Raw genomic sequence first — 20,875 nt, forward strand, 5'->3', positions numbered from 1 at the left:
GTGCACAGCCGCCCCGCCCGGAAGTCGGGCGGGGCGGCTGTGCACCGAGGAGGAAGCGGGCGATCAGAAGATCTCGCCGACCCACTCCGGGTTGTCGATGAAGGGGTTGCGGTTCTTCTGGATGTCGAAGATGACGTCGTTGCGGTTCTTCTCGAAGTCGCTGGGCGGGTCGGCCTCGTGCCACTCCTTGAGGACCGAGAGCTTGCCGTGCAGCGGCGCGGAGCCGTTCTCGACCTGGTCGTTGAGCTCCAGGTCGGGGTGGCTGTCGGTGCCCTCGTAGCGGGTGGCCATGTAGAAGATCATGCGGGCGACGTCGCCCTTGACCTCGTCGTCCGCCTCCCACGAGTCGTTGTCGGTGCTGTTGCCCGGCGCGCCCTCGACGGGCTCGCCGCCGTTGTCGAAGTCCTTGTTGCCGCGGATGCTGTTGACCTGGACGTCGGTCGGACGCAGGTGGTGGATGTCCGTCCCCGGGCCGGGCGAGGTGCCGAAGTCGCCGTGGGACTTGGCCCAGACGTGCTCACGGTTCCAGTTGCCCTGGTCGCCGCCGTTGTTGTCCTTGGAGGAGGACTCCCCGCTGTAGAACAGGACGACGCTGCTGGAGTCGGCCGGGTCCTCGTCGGTCTGCTTGAGTGCGTCCCAGACGTCGCTGTAGGAGAGGACTTCCTGCTCGCTGATGATGCCGCTCAGAGCGGTCTTCAGTTCGTCGCCGGTCTTGCCCTCGGCGGCGTCGTAGTAGCCGGCGGGTGCGTCGGCCGGTGCGACGTTCGACGCGGTGGCGCCCTTCGGGGCGTTCTCACCGGCGAGGGCCTGCGGGGCGATGCCGGCTACCAGCACTGCGCTCGACACGAGCGCTATCGCCTTCCAGTGCCTGGGCTTGGAGATGACCATGTGGGGGTGTCCTCCGGGTTGACGCGCGTAGCGCAGGGCGTGGGAAGCACTGCGGCACGCGGATGACATGAACTCGACTATCGGAGCGTCGCACGCCAGGGGGCACCGAGGTGTGAACACAGTGCGTTGGTCCAGTGACGTACTCGTGGAGAGACACCCACGTGCGCACCGCCGGCACCTCGGGGAACGCCAACACCGGCTGCTACAGGCGCCATTGACCGGCTCTCGGTCGGCTCGTACCTTCCCTCCAACTCTGCTCACGCAGTTCCAGGAGGTCCCGTGCGCATCAACGCCAGGCTGACCACCGTCTCGCTCGTCGCCACCCTCGCGGCGAGTACCCTCACCGCGTGCGGCGGTGGTTCGGGGAGCGATCCGGACACGGTCCGGGTGTCCTTCAAACAGTCGATGGACAACAACGTACGCATCATGGACAACCATCTGGCCCGGATGAAGAAGCAGTTCGAGAAGGCGAACCCGGGCAAGAAGGTCGAACTCCTCCCCATCAAGGCGCCGGACGCGGACTACTACACCAAGCTCCAGCAGATGATGCGTTCCCCGAAGACGGCGCCCGACCTGGTCTACGAGGACACCTTCATGATCAACGCGGACATCACCGCCGGGCTGCTGCGTCCGCTGGACGAGTACCTGGACGGCTGGCCGGCCTGGGACCGCTACATCGACAGCGCCAAGCAGGCCGCGAAGGCACAGGACGGCAAGACGTACGGCGTTCCGGACAGCACGGACACCCGCGGCCTCTGGTTCAACAAGGAGATCTTCGAGAAGGCGGGACTGCCGACCGACTGGAAGCCCCGGACCTGGAAGGAGGTGCTGGACGCCGCACGGACCGTCAAGAAGGAGGTCGACGGCGTCATCCCGCTCAACGTGCTCACCGGCAAGGGAGCGGGCGAGGCGGCCACGATGCAGGGGCTCCAGATGCTGCTCTACGGCACCGGCGCCGATCCGGTCTACGAGCCGCGGAGCAAAAAATGGGTGACCGGCAGCCGGGGCATGACGGACGCCCTGGAGTTCGTCGAGACGGTCTTCGAGGAGCGGCTGGGCCCCGAACCCTCGGCGGCCCTGGACCCCAACGTGCAGGTCAGGGTGCCGGGTGAATGGCTGCCGGAGGGCAAGATGGCCATCGCGCTGGACGGCTCCTGGCTCGGCAACAACTGGGTGGAGGACGGCGGTACGCCGTGGCCCGAGTGGGAGAAGGTGCTCGGCCAGGCGCCGATGCCGACCCGCGACGGCCAGGGTCCGGGAGCGGTGAGCATGTCCGGCGGCTGGACCTGGGCGATCCCGGACAAGGCCGGGAACCCGGACCTGGCCTGGGATTTCATCGAGACGATGGGCAAGAGGCAGAACTCCGTGGACTGGCACGTCAGCAACGCCGGGATCGCCGTCCGCGAGGACGTCGCCGAGGACCCGGAGTACCTGAAGTCGATGCCCGGGATCGACTTCTTCACCGAGCTGGTCGAGCACACCCACTACCGGCCCGCGCTGCCGGCCTACCCGCAGGTGTCCACGGCGGCGCAGGAGGCGATGGAGTCCGTCACCACCGGCGACGCCACGGCGCGGGAGGCGGCGAAGGCGTACGACGAGCGGGTGCGTTCGATCACCGACGGGGCGGTCACCGGGAAGTGACCACCAACTCGTCGACGCGCACGGGGAGTCCGCCGCCCCGCCGGGCGTCCCCGAAGGCCGCGGCCGGCCCCGGGGCGGGCCGGCCGCGCGCCCCGGGCAGAGGGCTGCGCTGGCTGCCGATCGGGCCGGCGACGGCGCTGCTGCTGGTCTTCCTGGCCGGCCCGATCGGCTACTGCGCCTACATCGCCTTCACCGACATGCAGCTGACCGGACAGGAGTCGGCGTCCTTCGTCGGGCTGGAGAACTTCCGCCGGGCCTTCGCCGACGACGGCTTCCGCAACGCGGTCTGGCTCACCCTGGTCTTCACGCTCGTCTCCTCGGTCTTCGGGCAGAACGTGCTCGGGCTGACCCTCGCCGCGCTGATGCAGCGCGCCTCCCGGCCCGTACGGTCCCTGACCGGCGGCATCGTGGTCGCCGCCTGGGTGCTGCCGGAGGTGGTCGCGGGCTTCCTGCTCTACGCCTTCTTCCGCGACGACGGCACGCTCAACGCCGTCACCGCCTTCCTCGGGCTGCCGGGCCAGAACTGGCTCTACACCCTGCCCATCCTCGCGGTGGCCTTCGCCAACGTCTGGCGGGGCACGGCGTTCTCGATGCTCGTCTACTCGGCGGCGCTCTCCGAGATACCCGACGAGGTGAACGAGTCCGCGCAGCTGGACGGAGCCGGCACGCTCCAGCGGCTGTGGCACCTCACGCTGCCGATGATCCGCCGTGCGATCGGCACCAACCTGATGCTCAACACCCTCCAGACGCTCTCGGTGTTCGGGCTGATCTGGGCGATGACCCGAGGCGGGCCGGGCAACCGAAGCCAGACTCTCCCGCTGTACATGTACGAACAGGCTTTCAAGAACAGCCTGATCGGCTACGGCACGGCGGTGGCGCTGCTGCTGCTCGTGGTCGGCGGCCTGTTCGCCGTCGTCTACCTGCGGCTGCTGCGCGAGGACGAGGAGGGGAGCCCGTCATGACCACGACCGACCCCCGGGGTCGCGCCGGCACCCGGCCGCAGCCGCGCCGCAGGGCGCCGGCAGGCCACCCACGGAAACGCAACGCCCCTGCGCGCAACGGCCGTTGGCAGGCGAACGTCGCGCTGCTGACAGTGGCGGCGGCCTTCGCGCTGCCCCTGGTGTGGCTGGTGCTCTCCTCGGTCGACGGCGGCGCGGACCTGCGGGTGCGTCTGCCCACCGACCCCACGCTGGACAACTACAGCGCCGTGCTGACCGACGAGATCACCTTCACCCCGATGCTCAACTCGCTGCTGCTGTGCGGCAGCGCCACCGCGGTGACTGTCTGCTGCGCGGCGCTCGCGGCGTACCCGCTCTCCCGCTACCGGGCCCGCTTCAGCCGCCCGTACCTCCTGACGATCCTCTTCGCCACCAGCCTGCCGATCACCGCGATCATGGTGCCGGTCTACGGGCTCTTCGTGCAGGTCGAGCTGATCGACACCGTGTGGGGCACCTCGCTCTTCCTCGCCACGGCCCAACTGCCCATCGCCGTCTGGCTGATGAAGAACTTCATGGACGGTGTGCCGCGTTCGCTGGAGGAGGCGGCGTGGACCGACGGGGCGTCGGCGATGCAGGCGCTCGGCCGGATCGTGCTGCCCCTGATGGCGCCGGGGGTGATGGTGGTGACGGTGTTCTCGTTCGTGGCGATGTGGGGGAACTTCTTCGTCCCCTTCATGCTGCTGCTCAGCCCCGACCGGATGCCGGCCTCGGTCAGCATCTTCACCTTCTTCGGCAACACCGGGCAGGTGGCGTACGGGCAGCTCGCCGCGTTCTCGGTGGTCTACTCGACGCCCGCGGTGCTGCTCTACGTGCTGATCGCGCGCCGCCTGGGTTCGGGCTTCGCACTGGGCGGCGCGGTGAAGGGGTGAACGGACACACCCGCCCGTACCGCCCCTGCGTGAGCGGGACGGCCCCTGCGCGAGCAGGACCCGGGGGCGGCCGGCTGTTGTGCGGTCCTACGAGCTCGGGCGGGCCGAGGGGGTCGCGCTTCGGCGGAACGCACCGGCTCGTTCCCGACCGGTAGCGGCCTAGCGTGAACGGATGCGCCAGTCCCCGCCCTTCGACGCCGACGCCGCCCGCCGACTGCGGCGGGCGCTCGGGATGACCGAGGCCCAGGTCGCCGACGGCATGGCGGCCTCCTACGGCGTACGGGTCGGCCCGGAGACGGTACGGGCCTGGGAGAACCGCGACGGCACCCCCGGGTCCGCCGAACTCACCGCACTCGCGGGGGCGCTGTGGTGCGACCCGTCGGAGTTGATCGGCACCCCGCGCACCCTGCGCGAGCACCGCCTGGCCACCGGGGTGCCACAGCCCGACGTGGCGATGCGGCTGGGCATGCCGTTCGCCGAGTACGAGCGGGTGGAACGCACCGGGCGCTGGACCGGGACCGACCGCCAGGCGGCGGTCCTCGCCGAGCTGCTGCGGCTGCCGCCGCGCGCGCGGATCGCGCTGACCGGACGGGAGGCGGAGCTCGCCGGGCTGCTGCGGAGCGCGGCGAGCGTGCGCTGGCAGGCGTACGTCCGGCCCGTCCACCGGATGCTGCCGAGCCTGACGAAACGGCGCGTGGAGCGGGTCCTGGAGCGGTTGCACGACGAGTACCACCGGCGCAGCTTCGTCTCGCTCAGCTGGATCGACACCAACAGCGAGACCGCCCGCGGGCCCGCCGACGCGGGGCACCGCTACCTGGACGAAATCGACGCCCACTTCTGGGAGTTGATCGACCGGGCCTGACCGCCCGGCGACGGAGCGCGGGCGGTCGGCTCACCGCCACCGCACGCCCCCGCTCACACCGTCACCGGGCCGTCGGCAGCTGCTCAGAACACCGCTTCGGTCTCGTCCATCCGGTCCTGGGGAACGGTCTTGAGCTCGCGAGTGGCATCGGCGAGCGGCGTCATCACGATGTCCGTACCGCGCAGCGCGGTCATCATGCCGAAGTCGCCCCGGTGGGCGGCCTCCACCGCGTGCCAGCCGAAGCGGGTGGCGAGCACCCGGTCGTAGGCGGTCGGGGTCCCGCCGCGCTGCACGTGGCCGAGGATGACGGGCCTGGCCTCGGTCCCGATGCGGTGCTCCAGCTCGGTGGCGAGCCGGTTGCCGATACCGACGAAGCGCTCGTGGCCGTACTGGTCGATGTTGCCCTTGCCGTACTCCATCGATCCCTCGGCCGGGCGGGCGCCCTCGGCGACGCAGACCACGGCGAACTTCTTGCCGCGGCTGAAGCGCTCCTCGATCATCTTGCACAGCTCGTCCACCGCGAACGGCTTCTCCGGCAGGCAGATGCCGTGCGCGCCGCCGGCCATTCCGGCCTCCAGCGCGATCCAGCCCGCGTGCCGGCCCATGACCTCCACGACCATGACCCGCTGGTGGGACTCCGCGGTGGTCTTGAGCCGGTCCATGGCCTCGGTGGCGACGCCGACCGCGGTGTCGAAGCCGAAGGTGCGGTCGGTGGCCGAAATGTCGTTGTCGATGGTCTTCGGCACGCCCACCACCGGCAGGCCCGCGTCGGAGAGCATCGTCGCGGCGGTCAGCGTGCCCTCGCCGCCGATCGGGACGAGTGCGTCGATGCCCAGCCGCGCCATCAGCTCCTCGCTGTTGTCGCAGGCGTCGCGCAGCCGGTCCCGCTCCAGTCGGGCCGAGCCGAGAATCGTGCCGCCGCGGGTGAGGATGCCGCTGACGGAGTTGAGGTCCAGTGGCCGATAACGGCCCTCGAGGAGGCCCTTGAAGCCGTCCTCGAATCCGATGACCTCGTCGTCACGGTCCACGACGGCGCGGTGCACGACCGACCGGATCACGGCGTTCAGACCGGGGCAGTCGCCGCCGGCGGTGAGGACTCCGATGCGCATGCTGATCCTGCTCCTGATCGGGGGACGGTCCGGATGCGGAGGGATTGTTTCATGTGTTGAACGCAGGATGTGACCCTGTCCATATGCTGTGGCCCGGCACCAGGTGCGGAGCCGCGCGCAGGTACGGTCGAGAAGTGGTTCGGTACGAGAAGTGGAGGGTTCCGGACGGCTGCCGACCGCGGGCGCACCCCGTGGGAACCGGCCACCGCCGAACTCCCGCTCACAGCCGGGCCCCGGGTGGTTCTCCGGCCGCCCCGGTGGCCCCCAAGCCAAGGAGCGAGCACGCGTGACCCGCAGCGTGTACATATCCAGCGTCGGAAGAGGCGACGGCAGACAGGTCGTCGAGCTCGGGGTGATGGAGCTGCTGGCCCGGCAGGTGGACCGGGTGGGGGTGTACCGTCCGCTGGCCCACGACGGCCCCGACCCGCTGCTCGACCTGCTGCGCAGCCGCTACCGGCTCGGCCAGTCCACCGCCGCGATGACCGGCCTGAGCTACGACGAGGCCGCCGCCCTCCAGGCGCAGAAGGGCAACGACGAGCTGGTCTCCCGGCTCGTGGACCGCTACCACCTGATCGCCCGGGACTACGAGGCCGTACTCGTCCTGGGCACCGACTACGTCGGCACCAACCTTCCCGCCGAGCTGACCCTCAACGCACGGTTGGCCAACGAGATGGGCGCCGCCGTACTGCCCGTGGTGGGCGGGCTGCGGCAGAGCGCCGAGTCGGTCGTCCACGAGGTGCGCAACGCCCGCCATGCGTTCGCCTCGCTGGGCTGCGAGGTGATCGCCACCCTCGCCAACCGCGTCGACGACGCGCACGCCGCGCAGGCCGCCAAGGAGCTCGGCGGCCATCTGCCGGAGCCGGTGTACGTGCTGCCGGAGGAGTCGGCGCTCTCCGCTCCGACGGTGCAGCAGGTCGTGGACGAGCTCGGCGCCGAGGTGCTGCTCGGAGACCCGGCGGGGTTGGCGCGCGACTGCCGCAACTTCGTCTTCGGCGGCGCCATGCTGCCCACTTTCCTCCCGGCGCTCACCGAGGGCTGCCTCGTACTGACGCCCGGGGACCGCGCGGACCTGGTGATCGGAGCGCTGGCCGCGCACTCGGCCGGGGCGCCGCCGATCGCCGGTGTACTGCTCACCCTCGACCAGCGTCCCGGCGAGGAGACCATGGCGCTGGCGGCCCGTCTCGCCCCGGGTACACCGGTGGTCGCGGTGCCCGGTGGCTCCTTCCCCACCGCCGGTGAACTGCACACGCTCAAGGGCAGGTTGAACGCGACCAACCCGCGCAAGGCGGAGATCGCGCTCGGCCTCTTCGAGTCGCACGTGGACACCGGCCAGCTGACGGAGCGCATCTCGGTGGTGCGCAGCGACCGGGTCACCCCGATGATGTTCGAGCACGAGCTGATCGAGCGCTCCCGGGCCGACCGGCGCCACGTCGTCCTGCCGGAGGGGAGCGAGGAGCGCGTGCTGCGCGCCGCCGAGGTGCTGCTGCGGCGCAACATCTGCAACCTGACCCTGCTCGGCGAGGACGCCGTCGTCCGCAAGCGGGCGGCCGACCTCGGCGTCGATCTCAACCTGCTCGGCCCCGAGGACGTCGGGTGGGGCACGGAGGACACCGGAGCCACCGCCCGCGTCGTCGACCCTGCGACCTCCCCGCTGCGCGAGCGCTTCGCCGAGCTGTACGCGGGGCTGCGCGCACACAAGGGCGTCACCCACGAGCTGGCGTACGACGTGGTCGCCGACGTCTCGTACTTCGGCACGCTGATGGTCCAGGAGGGCCTCGCCGACGGCATGGTCTCCGGCGCGGTGCACTCCACCGCGGCGACGATCCGGCCCGCCTTCGAGGTGATCAAGACCAAGCCGGACGCCTCGATCGTCTCCTCGGTGTTCTTCATGTGCCTGGCCGACCGGGTCCTGGTGTACGGCGACTGCGCGGTCAACCCGGACCCGGGCGCCGAGCAGTTGGCGGACATCGCGATCCAATCGGCGACAACGGCGGCGCAGTTCGGCGTGGAGCCGCGGATCGCGATGCTCTCGTACTCGACCGGCACCTCGGGCTCGGGCGACGATGTCGAGAAGGTGCGGCGGGCGACCGAGCTGGTGCGCGAGCGGCGGCCGGACCTGCTGGTGGAGGGGCCGATCCAGTACGACGCGGCGGTGGAGCCCTCGGTGGCGGCGACCAAGCTGCCCGGCTCCCCGGTGGCCGGGCAGGCGACCGTGCTGATCTTCCCCGACCTGAACACCGGCAACAACACGTACAAGGCGGTGCAGCGTTCGGCCGGCGCCGTCGCGGTCGGGCCGGTGCTCCAGGGGCTGCGCAAGCCGGTCAACGACCTCTCGCGCGGCGCACTCGTACAGGACATCGTCAACACCGCGGCCATCACCGCGATCCAGTCGCAGGGCAGGACCGACGGCGGCGAGCGCACCGCGGCGCGCACCGAGAGGAACGACAGCCGATGAGCGGCCGGAACACGAGCCCGGCGAACCGGGTGCTGGTGCTGAACTCCGGTTCGTCCTCGGTGAAGTACCAGCTGTTGGACATGGCCGACCGGTCCCGGCTGGCCGTGGGGCTCGTCGAGCGGATCGGCGAGGAGTCCTCGCGGCTGGTCCACACCCCGGCCGACGGCGAACGGCGGGAGCGGCGGGCGCCGATGGGCGACCACGGCGCGGCCCTGACCGCCGTCGCGGCCGAACTCGCCGCGGACGGCATGGGCCTGGACTCGCCCCGGCTGGCGGCGATCGGGCACCGGGTGGTGCACGGCGGCAAACGGTTCACCGCGCCGACCGTCATCGACGAGGAGGTGCTCGCCGAGATCGAGCGGCTGGTCCCGGTCGCGCCGCTGCACAACCCGGCCAACCTCACGGGAATCCGCACCGCGCGTGCGCTCAACCCGGAGCTGCCCCAGGTGGCGGTCTTCGACACCGCCTTCCACACCACGATGCCCGAGCACGCGTCTCGCTACGCGATCGACGTGGAGACCGCGGACGCGCACCGGGTGCGGCGGTACGGGTTCCACGGCACCTCGCACGCGTACGTCTCGCGGGAGACCGCGCGGCTCCTCGGCCGGGATCCCGCCGAGACCAACGTGATCGTCCTGCACCTGGGCAACGGCGCCTCCGCCTCCGCGGTGCGCGGCGGCGAGTGCGCGGACACCTCGATGGGCCTGACACCGCTGGAGGGCCTGGTGATGGGCACCAGGTCGGGCGACATCGATCCGGCGGTCGTCTTCCATCTCTCCCGGGTCGCCGGGATGTCCACCGACGAGGTGGACGAACTGCTCAACAAGCGCAGCGGGTTGGTCGGGCTGTGCGGCGACAACGACATGCGGGAGATCGTCCGCCGCCGCGACGAGGGCGACGCCCGGGCGAAGTTGGCGTTCGACATCTACGTGCACCGCCTGCGGAAGTACATCGGCGCGTACACGGCGGTCCTCGGCCGGGTGGACGCGGTGGCCTTCACCGCCGGGGTCGGGGAGAACTCCGCACCCGTTCGGCAGGCGGCGATAGAAGGGCTGGAGGGGCTCGGCCTCGGACTCGACACGGAGCTGAACTCCGAGCGCTGCGACCGCGCCCGCCTGGTGTCGCCGCAGTACGCTCGCGTCGCCGTCGCCGTGGTCCCGACGGACGAGGAGCTGGAGATCGCAGCCCAGACGTACGCCCTGGTCAGGTCATGATCGGTGAGCCGGGTCACCCCAGTTACGTTTCGCGTCTAAACAAAACGATAGGATCGCCCCCATGCGTCGTTCCAAAATCGTCTGCACCCTAGGCCCCGCCGTCGACTCCTTCGACCAGCTCAAGACGCTGATCGAAGCCGGTATGAACGTGGCCCGATTCAATATGAGCCACGGCACCCAGGCGGAGCACCAGGAGCGGTACGACCGTCTCCGCAAGGCCGCCGAGGAGACCGGCCGCGCGGTCGGCGTGCTGGCCGACCTCCAGGGACCGAAGATCCGCCTGGGGACCTTCGCCGAGGGACCGGTGGAGCTGGTCCGCGGCGAGGAGTTCACCATCACCTCCGAGGACGTCCCCGGTGACCGCACCATCTGCGGCACCACCTACAAGGGGCTGCCCGGAGACGTGTCCAAGGGCGATCCGATCCTCATCAACGACGGCAACGTCGCGCTCCAGGTCGTCGAGGTGGCGGGCTCGCAGGTCCGCACCATCGTCATCGAGGGCGGCGTGATCTCCGACCACAAGGGGATCAACCTGCCGGGCGCCGCGGTGAACGTCCCCGCGCTCTCCGAGAAGGACATCGACGATCTGCGGTTCGCCATGCGGATGGGCTGCGACATGGTCGCGCTCTCCTTCGTCCGGGACGCGGCCGACGTGCGCGACGTCCACCGGGTGATGGACGAGGTCGGCCGCCGGGTTCCGGTGATCGCCAAGGTCGAGAAGCCGCAGGCCGTGGAGAACATGGAGGAGGTCGTCCTCGCCTTCGACGGTGTGATGGTCGCGCGCGGCGACCTCGCGGTGGAGTATCCGCTGGAGCTGGTGCCGATGGTGCAGAAGCGCCTCGTGAGCCTCTGCCGCCGGAACGCCAAGCCGGTGATCGTCGCGACCCAGATGATGGAGTCGATGATCACCAACTCCCGTCCCACGCGCGCCGAGGCGTCCGACGTCGCCAACGCGATCCTGGACGGCGCGGACGCGGTGATGCTCTCCGCGGAGTCCTCCGTCGGCCAGTACCCGATCGAGACCGTCAAGACGATGTCGAAGATCGTCCAGGCCGCCGAGAAGGAGCTGCTCTCCAAGGGGCTCCAGCCGCTGGTGCCGGGCAAGAAGCCGCGCACCCAGGGCGGTTCGGTGGCGCGCGCGGCGTGCGAGATGGCGGACTTCCTCGGCGCCAAGGCGCTGGTGGCCTTCACCAAGTCCGGTGACACCGCGCTGCGGCTGGCCCGCTACCGCACCGAGCAGCCCATCCTCGCCTTCACCGAGGACCCCCACACCCGGAACCAGCTGACGCTGGCCTGGGGCGTGGAGACGTTCGTGGTGCCGCGAGTGGAGAACACCGACGCGATGGTCGACCTTGTCGACCAGGAACTGCTGAAGCTCCAGCGGTACAACGCGGACGACGTGATGATCATGACCGCCGGCTCGCCGCCCGGCGTGGTCGGCACCACGAACATGGTGCGCATCCTGCACCTGGGCCAGGAGAGCTGAACCGGCCGCCGTACGACGCCGGCCGAGCGGGCCGCGTCCGTACGGCGCCGCCGGGATCCGGCCGAAACGCCTCGGGCCGTACCGCATGTGCGCGGTACGGCCCGAGGCGTCTCCTGTCAGCTGCGTCCGGACGTCACTCCAGGCCGAGACGGAGGCCGGGCACCTTCAGCGTGCCGCCGAACTGACCCGCCTGGGTCACCTGCGCGTCGGTGAAGACGGCCGCCGGAATGTCCAGCGGAGGGGGCGACTCGGGACTGAAGGTGACCGGGATGAGCCCGAAGAGGTTGCCCTTGAGCTCCTCGGTGTACATCGTCACGGTGCTGTCGCGGAACGTGGAGGTGCTGCCCTCACGGCTGCGGATGTGCTGGTCCGTGCCGCCGGGCCCGACCACGACCTGGTGCAGGTCCTTGATGTCGACCTTCTCCGCGGTGAACTTCAGCACCCGCTTCTCGATGCCGCTGTACGTGCGCACCTTGACGATGCCGTGGTACTTCAGTCCGCCGAGGCCCAGACGCGTGGTGTTCAGCTTGAAGGGCTCGTCCGGCACCAGTGCGGGAGTCTCCTCCCGCTCGGCACCGTCGAAGGCATCCTTGTCGAACTCCGGGCAGGGGAAGGGCTTCTTGCCGGACGCGTCCTCGCCGGCCTCCCCGTCCTTCGCGGCCTCGGCAGCCTTCTCGGCGTCCTCGGCCTCGCGCTCCTTGCGGTCGGCCTCGGCCGCCTCCTCGGCGGCCTCCTTGATCTTCTTCTCGGTGGCCTCGCGCTTCTTCTTCGCCTCGGCCGCCTTCTCCTCGACCTTCTCGGCTGCGGACTTCCCGTCGCCGGACTTCCCGTCGGAGCCCTCGTCCTCGCCCGCGGCGGAGTCCCCGGAACCGGAGTCGGACTCCTTCTTCTCCTCGGACTCCTTGTCGCGGTCCGGGTTGAAGAGGTCACGGAGCTTGTCGCCGATGCCCAGTGGGTCGAGCGGATTGCGCTTCGGCTCGTCCTCGGGTTCCTCGTCCGAGTCGCCGGGCTCGTCCTGCGGCTGACCGGGCTCGTCCTGCGGCTTGTCCTTGCCGGGCGAGGGCTTCTGCTCCGGCCCGTCCGCGTCCCCGCCGTCGGGCCGGTCGCCCGCGGAGCCGCCGCTGCCGTCGGACTCCTCGGGCCCGTCCTTGCCGGACTTCTCGCCGTCCTTCTCGCTGCCGTCGGCGTCCTTCCGGTCGTCGGCCCCCTCCGGATCCCGGTCGGGCGCCGAGACGCAGGGCCCGTCGCGGAACGGGTTCTGGCCGCCGGGCTGGGCCTGCGCGAGCTGCGGGCTCAGGCCGACCCCGAGCAGCAGCGCCGACGGCATGGCCATGAACGCGATCCGGCCGCCCGAGGGAAGTCGGGTCAGCAGCGGTTTCCTGGGCGCCGCGTGCCGCGGCCCCTTCGCCATGCGGTCCTCACCCGGCACGCGATCCCCCGTCCAACTGGCCTGCCTCGGCGCGCGCGTCGGCCTTCTCCGTCGGCGCCCCGGACTCCTCGGAAGTCTCGGAGTCCTTGAAGCCCTCGGAGTCCGACGCGGACGTGGTCGGCTCCTCGCCACCGTTGCGGCGGTGCTTGTTGGCGGGAGCGTCCTGGTCCTCGCCCGACACCCAGGCGATGCCCATGGCACCGCCGATCAGTGCGAGCAGGAACCCTGCGAGGAACCCGCCGAAATTGGAGACCACCAGGGACACCAGTCCCAGCAGAATGGCGGCGACGCCGGCGAACACCCGTGCGTGCCGCTGGAACCAGAAGGTGAAGCCCAGAACGATGAGCAGCACGCCGATGATCAGCGAGCCCGATCCGGTGGTGGTGGCCAGTCGCAGCGAGAAGTCGCTGAAGCTCGGATCGGCGTACGGGATGTAGACGATCGGCACGCTGGCGAGCAGGGTGAGCAGGCCCGCCCAGAACGGGCGCTGCCAGCGCCAGTGACGAAACGACACGCGCCAGCGGGCCAGGCGCTCACGCGCTGCCAGGGACTCGGCACTCATTGAAATACAGCTCCCTCGGGCCGGGCAGTAGAGGTTCGTGAGGTACCGGCGGGGAGGCGGACCGTGCCCGCCTCCCCGTCAATGCCTCAGAAGCACTCGTCCTTGCCCTTCTTGACGTCGAGCTTGAGACCGGTGAGCTTGAAGGTGCCGGCGTTGGTCGCCCACGCGTTCTGCTGCACGTCGGTCAGTACGGCCGAGTCCGCCTCCTGGGCGAAGTTCCCACCGGGCACGTTGTCGCCCTTGCCGATGGCCGGGCCCTTCGTCGCGTCACCGGCGGCCACACCGATGTTGATGTTGCGGAACTCGGCCTCGGCACCGAGCGAGTCGGCGTCGATGTAGAGGTTCGACGCCTCGACCTTCTTGGAACCGCCGCCGGCGTTGAGTGTGAGGGACATGTCGCCGAAGCCCGGCACGGGTATCACGACGGACTGACAAAGACCCGATATCTCGGCCTTCTTGAACGCGGAGACCGCAACCGGGACGGTCTTCCCGCCGTGCTGCTTGACAACGGTGCCGTACTGCACGAAGCCGGTGCCTTCGAGCCGGTCGACGGCGATCTTGGTTTGCTGACCGGAAATGCTGAACGACGCGGCCAAAGCACCTTGGCCGAGTGCGACGCCAACCGCCGCCGTCGCCGCCACGCTTGGGACCATCACGACGGCGAACCGCCGCCACTTGGTCTTGCCACGAGCCACAGACTCCATGACTTTCCTCCATCTCGGACGTACATCTGCCAGCCGGCTCTCTGACGCGGATTGGCCGGCGGGGACAGGAGAAGCGCTACGTCCTCGGGAGAAAGATCGCCGCCCGCCGAGGGATGACATCCGGTCATCTCGGCCGACGACACTCACCCCCCGAGCGACAACCACATGGCCGCGCACGGTGACGCGACCGGACGGGCGGTGCCCACGGGTGAGTGAGCACTGCCCGCAGCCGTGAACCGTCAACTGCGGTTCGCGGTGCACTCGGTGGGGTTCCGCCCTCCGTCGGCACCGATTGGATGTCGGGGCAGGGAAACGGACCGAGCGTGGCGATCGTCGTCTATTTACCCGGTGTCGCACAAGGGGCTCGTTACCTATGAGTAACGGCCGGATGTCCCGCGGACTCGCCGCTCCTGTGAACGAGCACACAGGGTCGCCCCGGCACAGTGCCCCACAGGGGGTGAAACCGGACGGGCGGCGGGCGAAATGCCGGTTTCTGTTTACCGCGAGTAACAACGTTCCGTGACGGCTAAATTTTGGCAAAACCCAGGCGCAACATGGCTTTGTCAACAAGGCGTCCCCGCGCCCCTGACCAACAGGGACACGGGGACACGAAGAGCGGGACCGGGAGGCGGGAACGGCTCGCACGGAAACGCCGCACCGGTCACCTCAACACCCGGCCCCTCGCACCGCTTCGGAGGCCGCGCACTCGGCGCCGGGCCCGGCAAGCGGCCACTCGAATGTCAGAAGAGCACCCGGGCCAGCGCACTGCGCGCGGCCACTACGCGCGGGTCCTCGGGGCCGACCACCTCGAAGAGCTCGAGCAGCCGCACCCGCGCGGCGTTCCGGTCGTCCCCGGCGCCGCGACGCACGGTCTCCACCAGGCGCCCGAAGGCGTCCTCGACATGGCCGCCGGACAGGTCCAGGTCCGCCACCCGCAGCTGCGCCGTCGCGTCGCCGGGGTTGTCCGCCGCCTCCTTGCGCACCGCCGCGGGGTCCAACTCCCGTACCCGACGGATGAGTTCGGCGCGCGCGAGGCCGAGCTTCGCCTCGGCGTCGGCGGGGTTGGCGTCAAGTGCGCGCTGGTACGCCTCGGCTGCGCCCTCCGCGTCACCGGCCGCGAGCGACTGCTCCGCGGCAGCGAGCACCGGGTCCACCGGCGCCTCGGGCTCCTGCTGCTCGACCTCCGCCTCGGCGGAGGGGTCGACGGGCGCGCCGACGATACCGAAGCGCTCTTCGGCCGCCTGGATCAACTGGTCCAGCACCTCGCGGATCTGGGCCTCGGGAGCCGCCCCCTGGAACAGCGGCAGCGCCTGGCCCGCGATCACCGCGAACACCGCCGGAATGCCCTGCACCCCGAACTGCTGGAAGAGCGCCTGGTTCTGGTCGACATCGACCTTCGCGAGCACGAAACGGCCCGCGTACGCCTGCGCGAGACGCTCCAGGATCGGCCCGAGCTGTTTGCACGGCTCACACCACTCGGCCCAGAAGTCGATGACCACCGGAACCTCGGCCGAGCGCTCCAGTACATCGCGCTCGAAACCGGCCTCGTCCACGTCGATCACGAGGCTGCTCGGTGCCGGTGCACCCTGCTCACCGGATGCGGCGTTCCGCTCGCGCGTCTCCTCCGCCTTCTGTCGGGCCTCTCCCGCCGCCTTCACGGCAGCGAGGTCGACCACTCCGCTCATGGGCATGTTCCTTGGCTGCATGGGTCCAGTCTCCCTGCTTCCGGGCGCGAAGTGGTAGCCGAACCGAAAGCCGGTGCCGAAGCGGGCGCAACGCAGGCGCCACCGCCGTCGTCCCGGGCCGCCACCCCGCCCGGTCGACCGGCTGCCGACCGGCGCGAGCCGCCTGCCGCTGCCCTCTGCCGCCGTACGGCCCGCCGCTCGCCCGCAGGGCCGACGCCGCCGCGAGCCGGTGCTGCTCGGGCACTGTTCGGTGCTCTTTGGTGCTCTTTGGTGCTGCCGCGCCGGGTGTGCCACTCAGGCCCGTCGCGGGTCGTTCGGTGCACCGGGTCCCCACCCGGCACCTGTGGTCGTCGCAGCGAGAGGCAAAGCTTTTCGCTACGAGTCGTAGCGTAACTGATGTACTCGATAAGGTCACCGCATGGCCCGACCACGCAACGCCGCCACCGACCTGGCGATCCTGGACGCAACCCGCGCCGAACTGGTGGAAAAGGGCTGGTCGAAGTTGACGATGGCGGCCGTGGCCGAGCGTGCGGGTGTGGCCAAGACCACGCTCTACCGCCGCTGGCCGGGACGCAGCGAGATGGTCGTGGACGCGGTGGCCGTGCTCTTCGACGAGCTCGAACTCCCCGACCGGGGCAGCCTCCAGAGCGATATCGAGGGCGTGGTGCTGTCCTTCGCCTCGCTCATGAGCCGCCCGGAGGCCAAAACCGCCCTGATGGCCGTCGTCGCGGAGTCGACCCACAGCCCCCAGCTGCGCGACCGCATCCGCACCGCCGTCGTCGACCGGCAGAAGCGTCTGGTGCGCCAGGGCAGGCTGCGCGCCCAGGAACGCGGCGAGCTCCCCGCGGACCGCCCCGACTCCGCCGAGGACGAGCAGCTCATCGACCTCACCTTCGACGTGGTCGCTGGCGCGGTCGTCCACCGGGTGCTGGTGAGCGACGAGCCCGTCGACGAGCAGTGGGCCGCAGCCTTCGCGCTCCTGCTGGTCGGCGGCATCACCGCGGTCAGCGGCTGACCGGGCCGCCCGATCCGGCGTACGCGCCGCGCCGCCGTCCGGACCGGCACCCCCGGCCGTACGTCGACACCCGGCCTCGTTTCCGGCCCGACCACCGGCCCCGACCAAGACGCCCACCCGCACGCCCGACCGGGCCGACCGGGCCGACCGGGCCGACCGGGCCGAAGCGTCCCTGCGCCGGAGCGCCCATACTGGTCCCATGGCTGCCGACGCCGCGCGGAACGAGTTCGTCCCGCTGCCCGGGCTGCTGCCGGGCGCGGTGGTCTCGGCCGTCGGCTACCGGATGGCCGATTCGGCCCCCCGCGTGCACCGCGGCCTCCCCTCCCCCGCGTTGACCCTCGTACTGAGCCTGGACGAGCCGATCGTCACCGGCCGCTCCCCCGCGCACGCCACCGGGCCGCAGGCGCACCGCGAGGGAATCGTCCTCGGCGGGCTGCACACCGGTCCCGCGTTCATCGCCCAGCCCCACCGGCAGGCCGGCATCCAGCTCGCCGTACGGCCGTGCGCGGCACGGGAGTTGCTCGGACTGCCCGCAAGCGAGCTGGGGATGCTGGGCAACGACGTCGGGGCGGTGCTCGGGTCGGGTGCGGACCGTCTCCGGGAGCAGCTGCACGAGGCGCAGGACTGGACCGAGCGGTACGTACTGCTGGCCGCCTTTCTGCGCCGACGACGCGAGGAGGCCGCCCGCCGTCCCGGCCCCCGTCCGGAGATCACCGAGGCGTGGCAGTGGATCGCCCGACACCGGGGCGCCGGCTCCATGGAGGGACTGGCTCGCCATGTCCTGCTGAGCAGAAGGCAGTTGACCGAGCTCTTCCGCGCAGAGCTGGGCGTCACCCCGAAGGCGGCGTCCCGGCTGATGCGCTTCGAGTACGCCCGGCAGCAGATCGTCCGCACACTCGGCCGGGGCGCGGCTCCGGACCTCACCGAGGTGGCCCACACCACCGGCTACTACGACCACTCCCACCTGGTGCGCGACTTCCGCCAGTACACCGGCACCAGCCCGACCGGCTGGCTGGCCGAAGAGCGCCGAAACATCCAAGCCGGAGCACACCAGCGCAGCGAAGACTGGGGCACATGAACACACAGAACAGCACCCCCGCCCCCACCGTCTGGCCGACCCTGCTCGCCGACGACGCCCACGCGCTCATCGACTTCCTGGTGGAAACGGTGGGCTTCGTCAGAACCGCCGTGTACGCCGACGGCGACCTGGTCGCCCACGCCCAGCTGGACTGGCCCGAGGGCGGCGGCATCATGCTCGGCTCCCACCGACCGGACGGCTCCGCCATCGCCCAGCCGCCCGGCACCTGCGGCAGCTACGTGGTCACCGACCGGGTGGACGAGATCTACGAGCGGGTACAGCGCGCCGGAGCGCGCATCGTCCGCGAACTCGCCGAACAGCCCTACGGCAGCCGGGAGTTCTCGATGGCCGACCCGGAGGGCAACCTCTGGTCCTTCGGCCACTACCGCGGCGAGCCGCCCACCACCGCGTAACCCCCGCCCCCGGCCCTGCAGTCCCTACAGCCGGGCCGGGCCCGGACGCAGAGCCCGGCCCGCACCGCCGGGAGGCAGGACCGTGCGCTCCGCAGCTCCCGCCGGCACCCGCACGGCACCGGAGCCGAGCGCCCCGGCGTGCCTCGCGCGGACCGTGTCGGGCACGCCGGTCGCACGCCGCTCCGTGCGGGGCGGGCGGGACAGGAGGGGCCGGCCGGCTCAGAAGCCCGGCGGCTCCACGTACTCGCCCCACTCCTCGCGCAGCACCCCGCAGATCTCCCCGAGGGTGGCCTCCGCGCGAGCGGCCTCCAGCATCGGTTCGATCATGTTGGAGCCGCCGCGGGCCGCCTCCAGCATCCCGCGAAGCGCCGCCTCCACCGCGGCCCCGTCACGCCGTTCGCGCCGTCCGGCGAGGGCTGCGACCTGTGCCCGCTCCACCTCGTGGCCGACCCGGAGGATCTCCAACTCCCCTGTCACCGAACCGGTGCTGACGTTCACCCCGACGACCTTCTTCTCGCCCTTCTCCAGCGCGCGTTGGTAGCGGAAGGCGGCCTCGGCGATCTCGCCGGTGAACCACCCGTCCTCGATCCCGCGCAGAATGCCGGAGGTCATCGGACCGATCGGATGCCTCCCGTCGGAGTGCGCGAGGGCGCCGCGGTCCCTGATGCGCTCGAAGATCCGCTCGGCGTCCGCCTCGATGCGGTCGGTGAGCTGCTCGACGTACCAGGAGCCGCCGAGCGGATCGGCCACGTTGGCCACGCCCGTCTCCTCCATCAGCACCTGCTGGGTGCGCAGCGCGATCTCGGCGGCGCGCTCCGAGGGGAGGGCGAGCGTCTCGTCGAGCGCGTTGGTGTGCAGGGAGTTGGTACCGCCCAGCACCGCCGACAGTGCCTCGACCGCGGTGCGCACGACGTTGTTGTACGGCTGCTGCGCGGTCAGCGAGACACCGGCGGTCTGGGTGTGGAAGCGCAGCCACTGCGCCTTCTCGCTGCTCGCCCCGTACACCTCGCGCATCCAGCGCGCCCAGATGCGACGGGCGGCGCGGAACTTGGCGATCTCCTCGAAGAAGTCCAGATGCGCGTCGAAGAAGAAGGAGAGGCCCGGGGCGAAGGTGTTGACGTCCAGGCCGCGGCTGAGACCGAGTTCGACGTAGCCGAAGCCGTCCGCCAGGGTGTAGGCCAGCTCCTGCGCGGCCGTCGATCCGGCTTCCCTGATGTGGTAGCCGGAGACCGAGACGGGCTTGTACGCGGGCACCGCGCGCACGCAGTGCTCCATCAGGTCGCCGATCAGACGCAGATGCGGCTCGGGCCCGAAGATCCACTCCTTCTGGGCGATGTACTCCTTGAAGATGTCCGTCTGGAGCGTGCCGTTGAGCACCTCGTGCGCCACTCCCTGGCGCTCCGCGGCGACCAGGTACATGCAGAAGACGGGCACCGCGGGCCCGCTGATGGTCATCGAGGTGGTGACCTCGCCGAGCGGGATGCCCGCGAAGAGGGTCTCCATGTCGGCGGCCGAGTCGACAGCGACGCCGCAGTGGCCCACCTCGCCGAGCGAACGGGGGTCGTCGGAGTCCCGGCCCATCAGCGTCGGCATGTCGAAGGCGACGGAGAGCCCGCCGCCGCCCTGCTCCAGGATTTTTCGGTAGCGCTCGTTGGTCTGCTCGGCGTTGCCGAAGCCGGCGAACTGGCGGATGGTCCAGGTGCGTCCGCGGTAGCCCGTGGAGTGCAGACCGCGGGTGTACGGGTACTCGCCGGGCCAGCCGATCCGCTCGAAGCCCCGGTAGACGTCGCCGGGACGCGGACCGTAGACCGGGTCCACCGGATCGCCGCCCAGCGTGGTGAAGTCCGCTTCCCGCTTGTGCGCGGCGTCGTAGCGTTCCTGCCAGCGCCGACGCGCCTCGGCCATGGCTTCAGCATCCATGAACCGAATGTACGCGGATGTCCTGATTCACCACCGGAGCCGCCGCCGACCGGCCCTCGACCGGGAAACGACTCGGGTGCGGGCGGGCTCGGCTCAGCCCCAGACCCAGCCGGGCCCAGACCGACCCGGGGCCAGACCGACCCGGCCCAGACCGAGCCGGGCCAAGACCGACCCGGGGCCTCAGACCTCGACCGGCTCGGGCTCGTCCCGCTCGATCAGGGGCTCGACCTCCCGGCTGATGCGGGGCTCGACGAAGAACGCGGCCACCGGAATACAGCCGACGACCAGCACCCAGAGCAGCTTCCCGAACGGCCACCGCGCCTTGCTTCCGAGGTCGAAGGCGAAGACGACGTACACGATGAAGAGCACACCGTGGATCTGGGAGACGACGAAGGTGTCGCCGGTGTCGAAGCCGTACTTGGCGACCATGAACCCGCAGAAGACCAGCAGCCACACAGCGGTGACATAGGACATCACCCGGTACCGGGTCAGCACACTCTGCTTCATGCACACGAGCGTAACCGGGCCCTCCGACAGCACCGTCGGC

At 70.7% G+C, this 20,875-nt stretch carries 18 protein-coding genes; 10 read left to right on the forward strand and 8 right to left on the reverse strand.

What is annotated here, in order from left to right:
* Positions 1-63: 63 nt before the first annotated feature.
* Positions 64-888, reverse strand: a complete 825-nt coding sequence (locus JGS22_RS01355) for an endonuclease I family protein (RefSeq protein WP_211039907.1) — start codon at positions 886-888, stop codon at positions 64-66.
* Between the two features lie 279 nt (positions 889-1,167).
* Here JGS22_RS01355 and JGS22_RS01360 point away from each other — a divergent pair, with 279 nt between their 5' ends.
* The 4 genes from JGS22_RS01360 to JGS22_RS01375 all read left to right on the forward strand — a co-directional run bounded on the left by JGS22_RS01360 (position 1,168) and on the right by JGS22_RS01375 (position 5,258).
* A complete protein-coding gene (locus tag JGS22_RS01360) occupies positions 1,168-2,529 on the forward strand; it encodes an extracellular solute-binding protein (protein WP_308405462.1) in 1,362 nt (453 codons plus the stop codon).
* Positions 2,526-3,491, forward strand: coding sequence for a carbohydrate ABC transporter permease (locus tag JGS22_RS01365; RefSeq protein WP_211039906.1), 966 nt, complete (start codon positions 2,526-2,528; stop codon positions 3,489-3,491). Before JGS22_RS01360 ends, JGS22_RS01365 begins: the two co-directional genes overlap by 4 nt.
* Entirely contained in the window at positions 3,488-4,396 is a 909-nt protein-coding gene (locus tag JGS22_RS01370) for a carbohydrate ABC transporter permease (RefSeq protein ID WP_211039905.1), read from the forward strand. Before JGS22_RS01365 ends, JGS22_RS01370 begins: the two co-directional genes overlap by 4 nt.
* A gap of 172 nt (positions 4,397-4,568) precedes the next feature.
* Entirely contained in the window at positions 4,569-5,258 is a 690-nt protein-coding gene (locus JGS22_RS01375; protein WP_211039904.1) for a helix-turn-helix domain-containing protein, read from the forward strand.
* Positions 5,259-5,341: 83 nt separating this feature from the next.
* On the opposite strand, the gene JGS22_RS01380 is transcribed toward JGS22_RS01375, so the two are convergent.
* On the reverse strand, positions 5,342-6,367 hold the full coding sequence (locus tag JGS22_RS01380; RefSeq protein WP_211039903.1) for an ATP-dependent 6-phosphofructokinase: 1,026 nt from the start codon (positions 6,365-6,367) through the stop codon (positions 5,342-5,344).
* 286 nt (positions 6,368-6,653) lie between these two features.
* Here JGS22_RS01380 and pta point away from each other — a divergent pair, with 286 nt between their 5' ends.
* The 3 genes from pta to pyk all read left to right on the forward strand — a co-directional run bounded on the left by pta (position 6,654) and on the right by pyk (position 11,522).
* A complete protein-coding gene (gene pta / locus JGS22_RS01385) occupies positions 6,654-8,822 on the forward strand; it encodes a phosphate acetyltransferase (RefSeq protein ID WP_211039902.1) in 2,169 nt (722 codons plus the stop codon).
* A complete protein-coding gene (locus JGS22_RS01390) occupies positions 8,819-10,036 on the forward strand; it encodes an acetate kinase (RefSeq protein WP_211039901.1) in 1,218 nt (405 codons plus the stop codon). The genes pta and JGS22_RS01390 overlap by 4 nt, the downstream gene beginning before the upstream one ends.
* A 61-nt stretch (positions 10,037-10,097) precedes the next feature.
* Positions 10,098-11,522: a pyruvate kinase gene (gene pyk, locus JGS22_RS01395; protein WP_211039900.1), complete on the forward strand. Its 1,425-nt coding sequence runs from the start codon at positions 10,098-10,100 to the stop codon at positions 11,520-11,522.
* 133 nt (positions 11,523-11,655) lie between these two features.
* Here the strand turns inward: pyk and JGS22_RS01400 are convergent, their stop codons facing one another.
* The 4 genes from JGS22_RS01400 to JGS22_RS01415 form a co-directional block, all read right to left on the reverse strand.
* Positions 11,656-12,933, reverse strand: coding sequence for an ICP22 family protein (locus tag JGS22_RS01400; protein ID WP_211039899.1), 1,278 nt, complete (start codon positions 12,931-12,933; stop codon positions 11,656-11,658).
* Between the two features lie 7 nt (positions 12,934-12,940).
* Positions 12,941-13,513 (reverse strand): DUF6114 domain-containing protein, encoded by a 573-nt coding sequence (locus tag JGS22_RS01405; RefSeq protein WP_211039898.1) that lies wholly within the window; start codon positions 13,511-13,513, stop codon positions 12,941-12,943.
* Between the two features lie 86 nt (positions 13,514-13,599).
* Positions 13,600-14,217, reverse strand: a complete 618-nt coding sequence (locus JGS22_RS01410; RefSeq protein ID WP_211039897.1) for a DUF6230 family protein — start codon at positions 14,215-14,217, stop codon at positions 13,600-13,602.
* Between the two features lie 740 nt (positions 14,218-14,957).
* Positions 14,958-15,923 carry a tetratricopeptide repeat protein gene (locus tag JGS22_RS01415; RefSeq protein WP_211039896.1) on the reverse strand — a complete coding sequence of 322 codons (966 nt, stop codon included), beginning with the start codon at positions 15,921-15,923 and terminating at the stop codon, positions 14,958-14,960.
* A gap of 397 nt (positions 15,924-16,320) precedes the next feature.
* Between JGS22_RS01415 and JGS22_RS01420 the strand changes: the two genes are divergently transcribed.
* The 3 genes from JGS22_RS01420 to JGS22_RS01430 all read left to right on the forward strand — a co-directional run bounded on the left by JGS22_RS01420 (position 16,321) and on the right by JGS22_RS01430 (position 18,408).
* On the forward strand, positions 16,321-16,917 hold the full coding sequence (locus tag JGS22_RS01420) for a TetR/AcrR family transcriptional regulator (RefSeq protein WP_211039895.1): 597 nt from the start codon (positions 16,321-16,323) through the stop codon (positions 16,915-16,917).
* Between the two features lie 199 nt (positions 16,918-17,116).
* Positions 17,117-17,995: an AraC family transcriptional regulator gene (locus JGS22_RS01425; RefSeq protein ID WP_211039894.1), complete on the forward strand. Its 879-nt coding sequence runs from the start codon at positions 17,117-17,119 to the stop codon at positions 17,993-17,995.
* The gene (locus tag JGS22_RS01430; protein ID WP_211039893.1) at positions 17,992-18,408 is read left to right on the forward strand and encodes a VOC family protein; all 417 of its coding nucleotides are present in this window, start codon (positions 17,992-17,994) and stop codon (positions 18,406-18,408) included. Before JGS22_RS01425 ends, JGS22_RS01430 begins: the two co-directional genes overlap by 4 nt.
* A gap of 219 nt (positions 18,409-18,627) precedes the next feature.
* Here JGS22_RS01430 and icmA read toward each other — a convergent pair whose 3' ends face one another.
* Together icmA and JGS22_RS01440 are read right to left on the reverse strand one after the other, a co-directional pair.
* Positions 18,628-20,328 (reverse strand): coenzyme B12-dependent isobutyryl-CoA mutase large subunit, encoded by a 1,701-nt coding sequence (gene icmA, locus JGS22_RS01435; protein ID WP_211039892.1) that lies wholly within the window; start codon positions 20,326-20,328, stop codon positions 18,628-18,630.
* Positions 20,329-20,508: 180 nt separating this feature from the next.
* Positions 20,509-20,835 (reverse strand): DUF3817 domain-containing protein, encoded by a 327-nt coding sequence (locus JGS22_RS01440; RefSeq protein ID WP_211039891.1) that lies wholly within the window; start codon positions 20,833-20,835, stop codon positions 20,509-20,511.
* Positions 20,836-20,875: the final 40 nt, after the last annotated feature.

Source organism: Streptomyces tardus (assembly GCF_018101125.2).
In the GTDB taxonomy this organism is placed as follows: Bacteria; Actinomycetota; Actinomycetes; order Streptomycetales; family Streptomycetaceae; genus Streptomyces; species Streptomyces tardus.

Excerpts from the sequence above, each read along its gene's own strand:
- JGS22_RS01420 (WP_211039895.1), top strand. The coding sequence starts at position 16,321 with ATGGCCCGACCACGCAACGCCGCCACCGACCTGGCGATCCTGGACGCA.
- icmA (WP_211039892.1), bottom strand. The coding sequence starts at position 20,328 with ATGGATGCTGAAGCCATGGCCGAGGCGCGTCGGCGCTGGCAGGAACGC.
- JGS22_RS01415 (WP_211039896.1), bottom strand. The coding sequence starts at position 15,923 with ATGCAGCCAAGGAACATGCCCATGAGCGGAGTGGTCGACCTCGCTGCC.
- JGS22_RS01430 (WP_211039893.1), top strand. The coding sequence starts at position 17,992 with ATGAACACACAGAACAGCACCCCCGCCCCCACCGTCTGGCCGACCCTG.
- JGS22_RS01425 (WP_211039894.1), top strand. The coding sequence starts at position 17,117 with ATGGCTGCCGACGCCGCGCGGAACGAGTTCGTCCCGCTGCCCGGGCTG.
- JGS22_RS01410 (WP_211039897.1), bottom strand. The coding sequence starts at position 14,217 with ATGGAGTCTGTGGCTCGTGGCAAGACCAAGTGGCGGCGGTTCGCCGTC.
- JGS22_RS01390 (WP_211039901.1), top strand. The coding sequence starts at position 8,819 with ATGAGCGGCCGGAACACGAGCCCGGCGAACCGGGTGCTGGTGCTGAAC.
- JGS22_RS01370 (WP_211039905.1), top strand. The coding sequence starts at position 3,488 with ATGACCACGACCGACCCCCGGGGTCGCGCCGGCACCCGGCCGCAGCCG.
- pyk (WP_211039900.1), top strand. The coding sequence starts at position 10,098 with ATGCGTCGTTCCAAAATCGTCTGCACCCTAGGCCCCGCCGTCGACTCC.
- JGS22_RS01440 (WP_211039891.1), bottom strand. The coding sequence starts at position 20,835 with ATGAAGCAGAGTGTGCTGACCCGGTACCGGGTGATGTCCTATGTCACC.
- JGS22_RS01400 (WP_211039899.1), bottom strand. The coding sequence starts at position 12,933 with ATGGCGAAGGGGCCGCGGCACGCGGCGCCCAGGAAACCGCTGCTGACC.
- JGS22_RS01355 (WP_211039907.1), bottom strand. The coding sequence starts at position 888 with ATGGTCATCTCCAAGCCCAGGCACTGGAAGGCGATAGCGCTCGTGTCG.
- JGS22_RS01380 (WP_211039903.1), bottom strand. The coding sequence starts at position 6,367 with ATGCGCATCGGAGTCCTCACCGCCGGCGGCGACTGCCCCGGTCTGAAC.
- JGS22_RS01375 (WP_211039904.1), top strand. The coding sequence starts at position 4,569 with ATGCGCCAGTCCCCGCCCTTCGACGCCGACGCCGCCCGCCGACTGCGG.
- JGS22_RS01405 (WP_211039898.1), bottom strand. The coding sequence starts at position 13,513 with ATGAGTGCCGAGTCCCTGGCAGCGCGTGAGCGCCTGGCCCGCTGGCGC.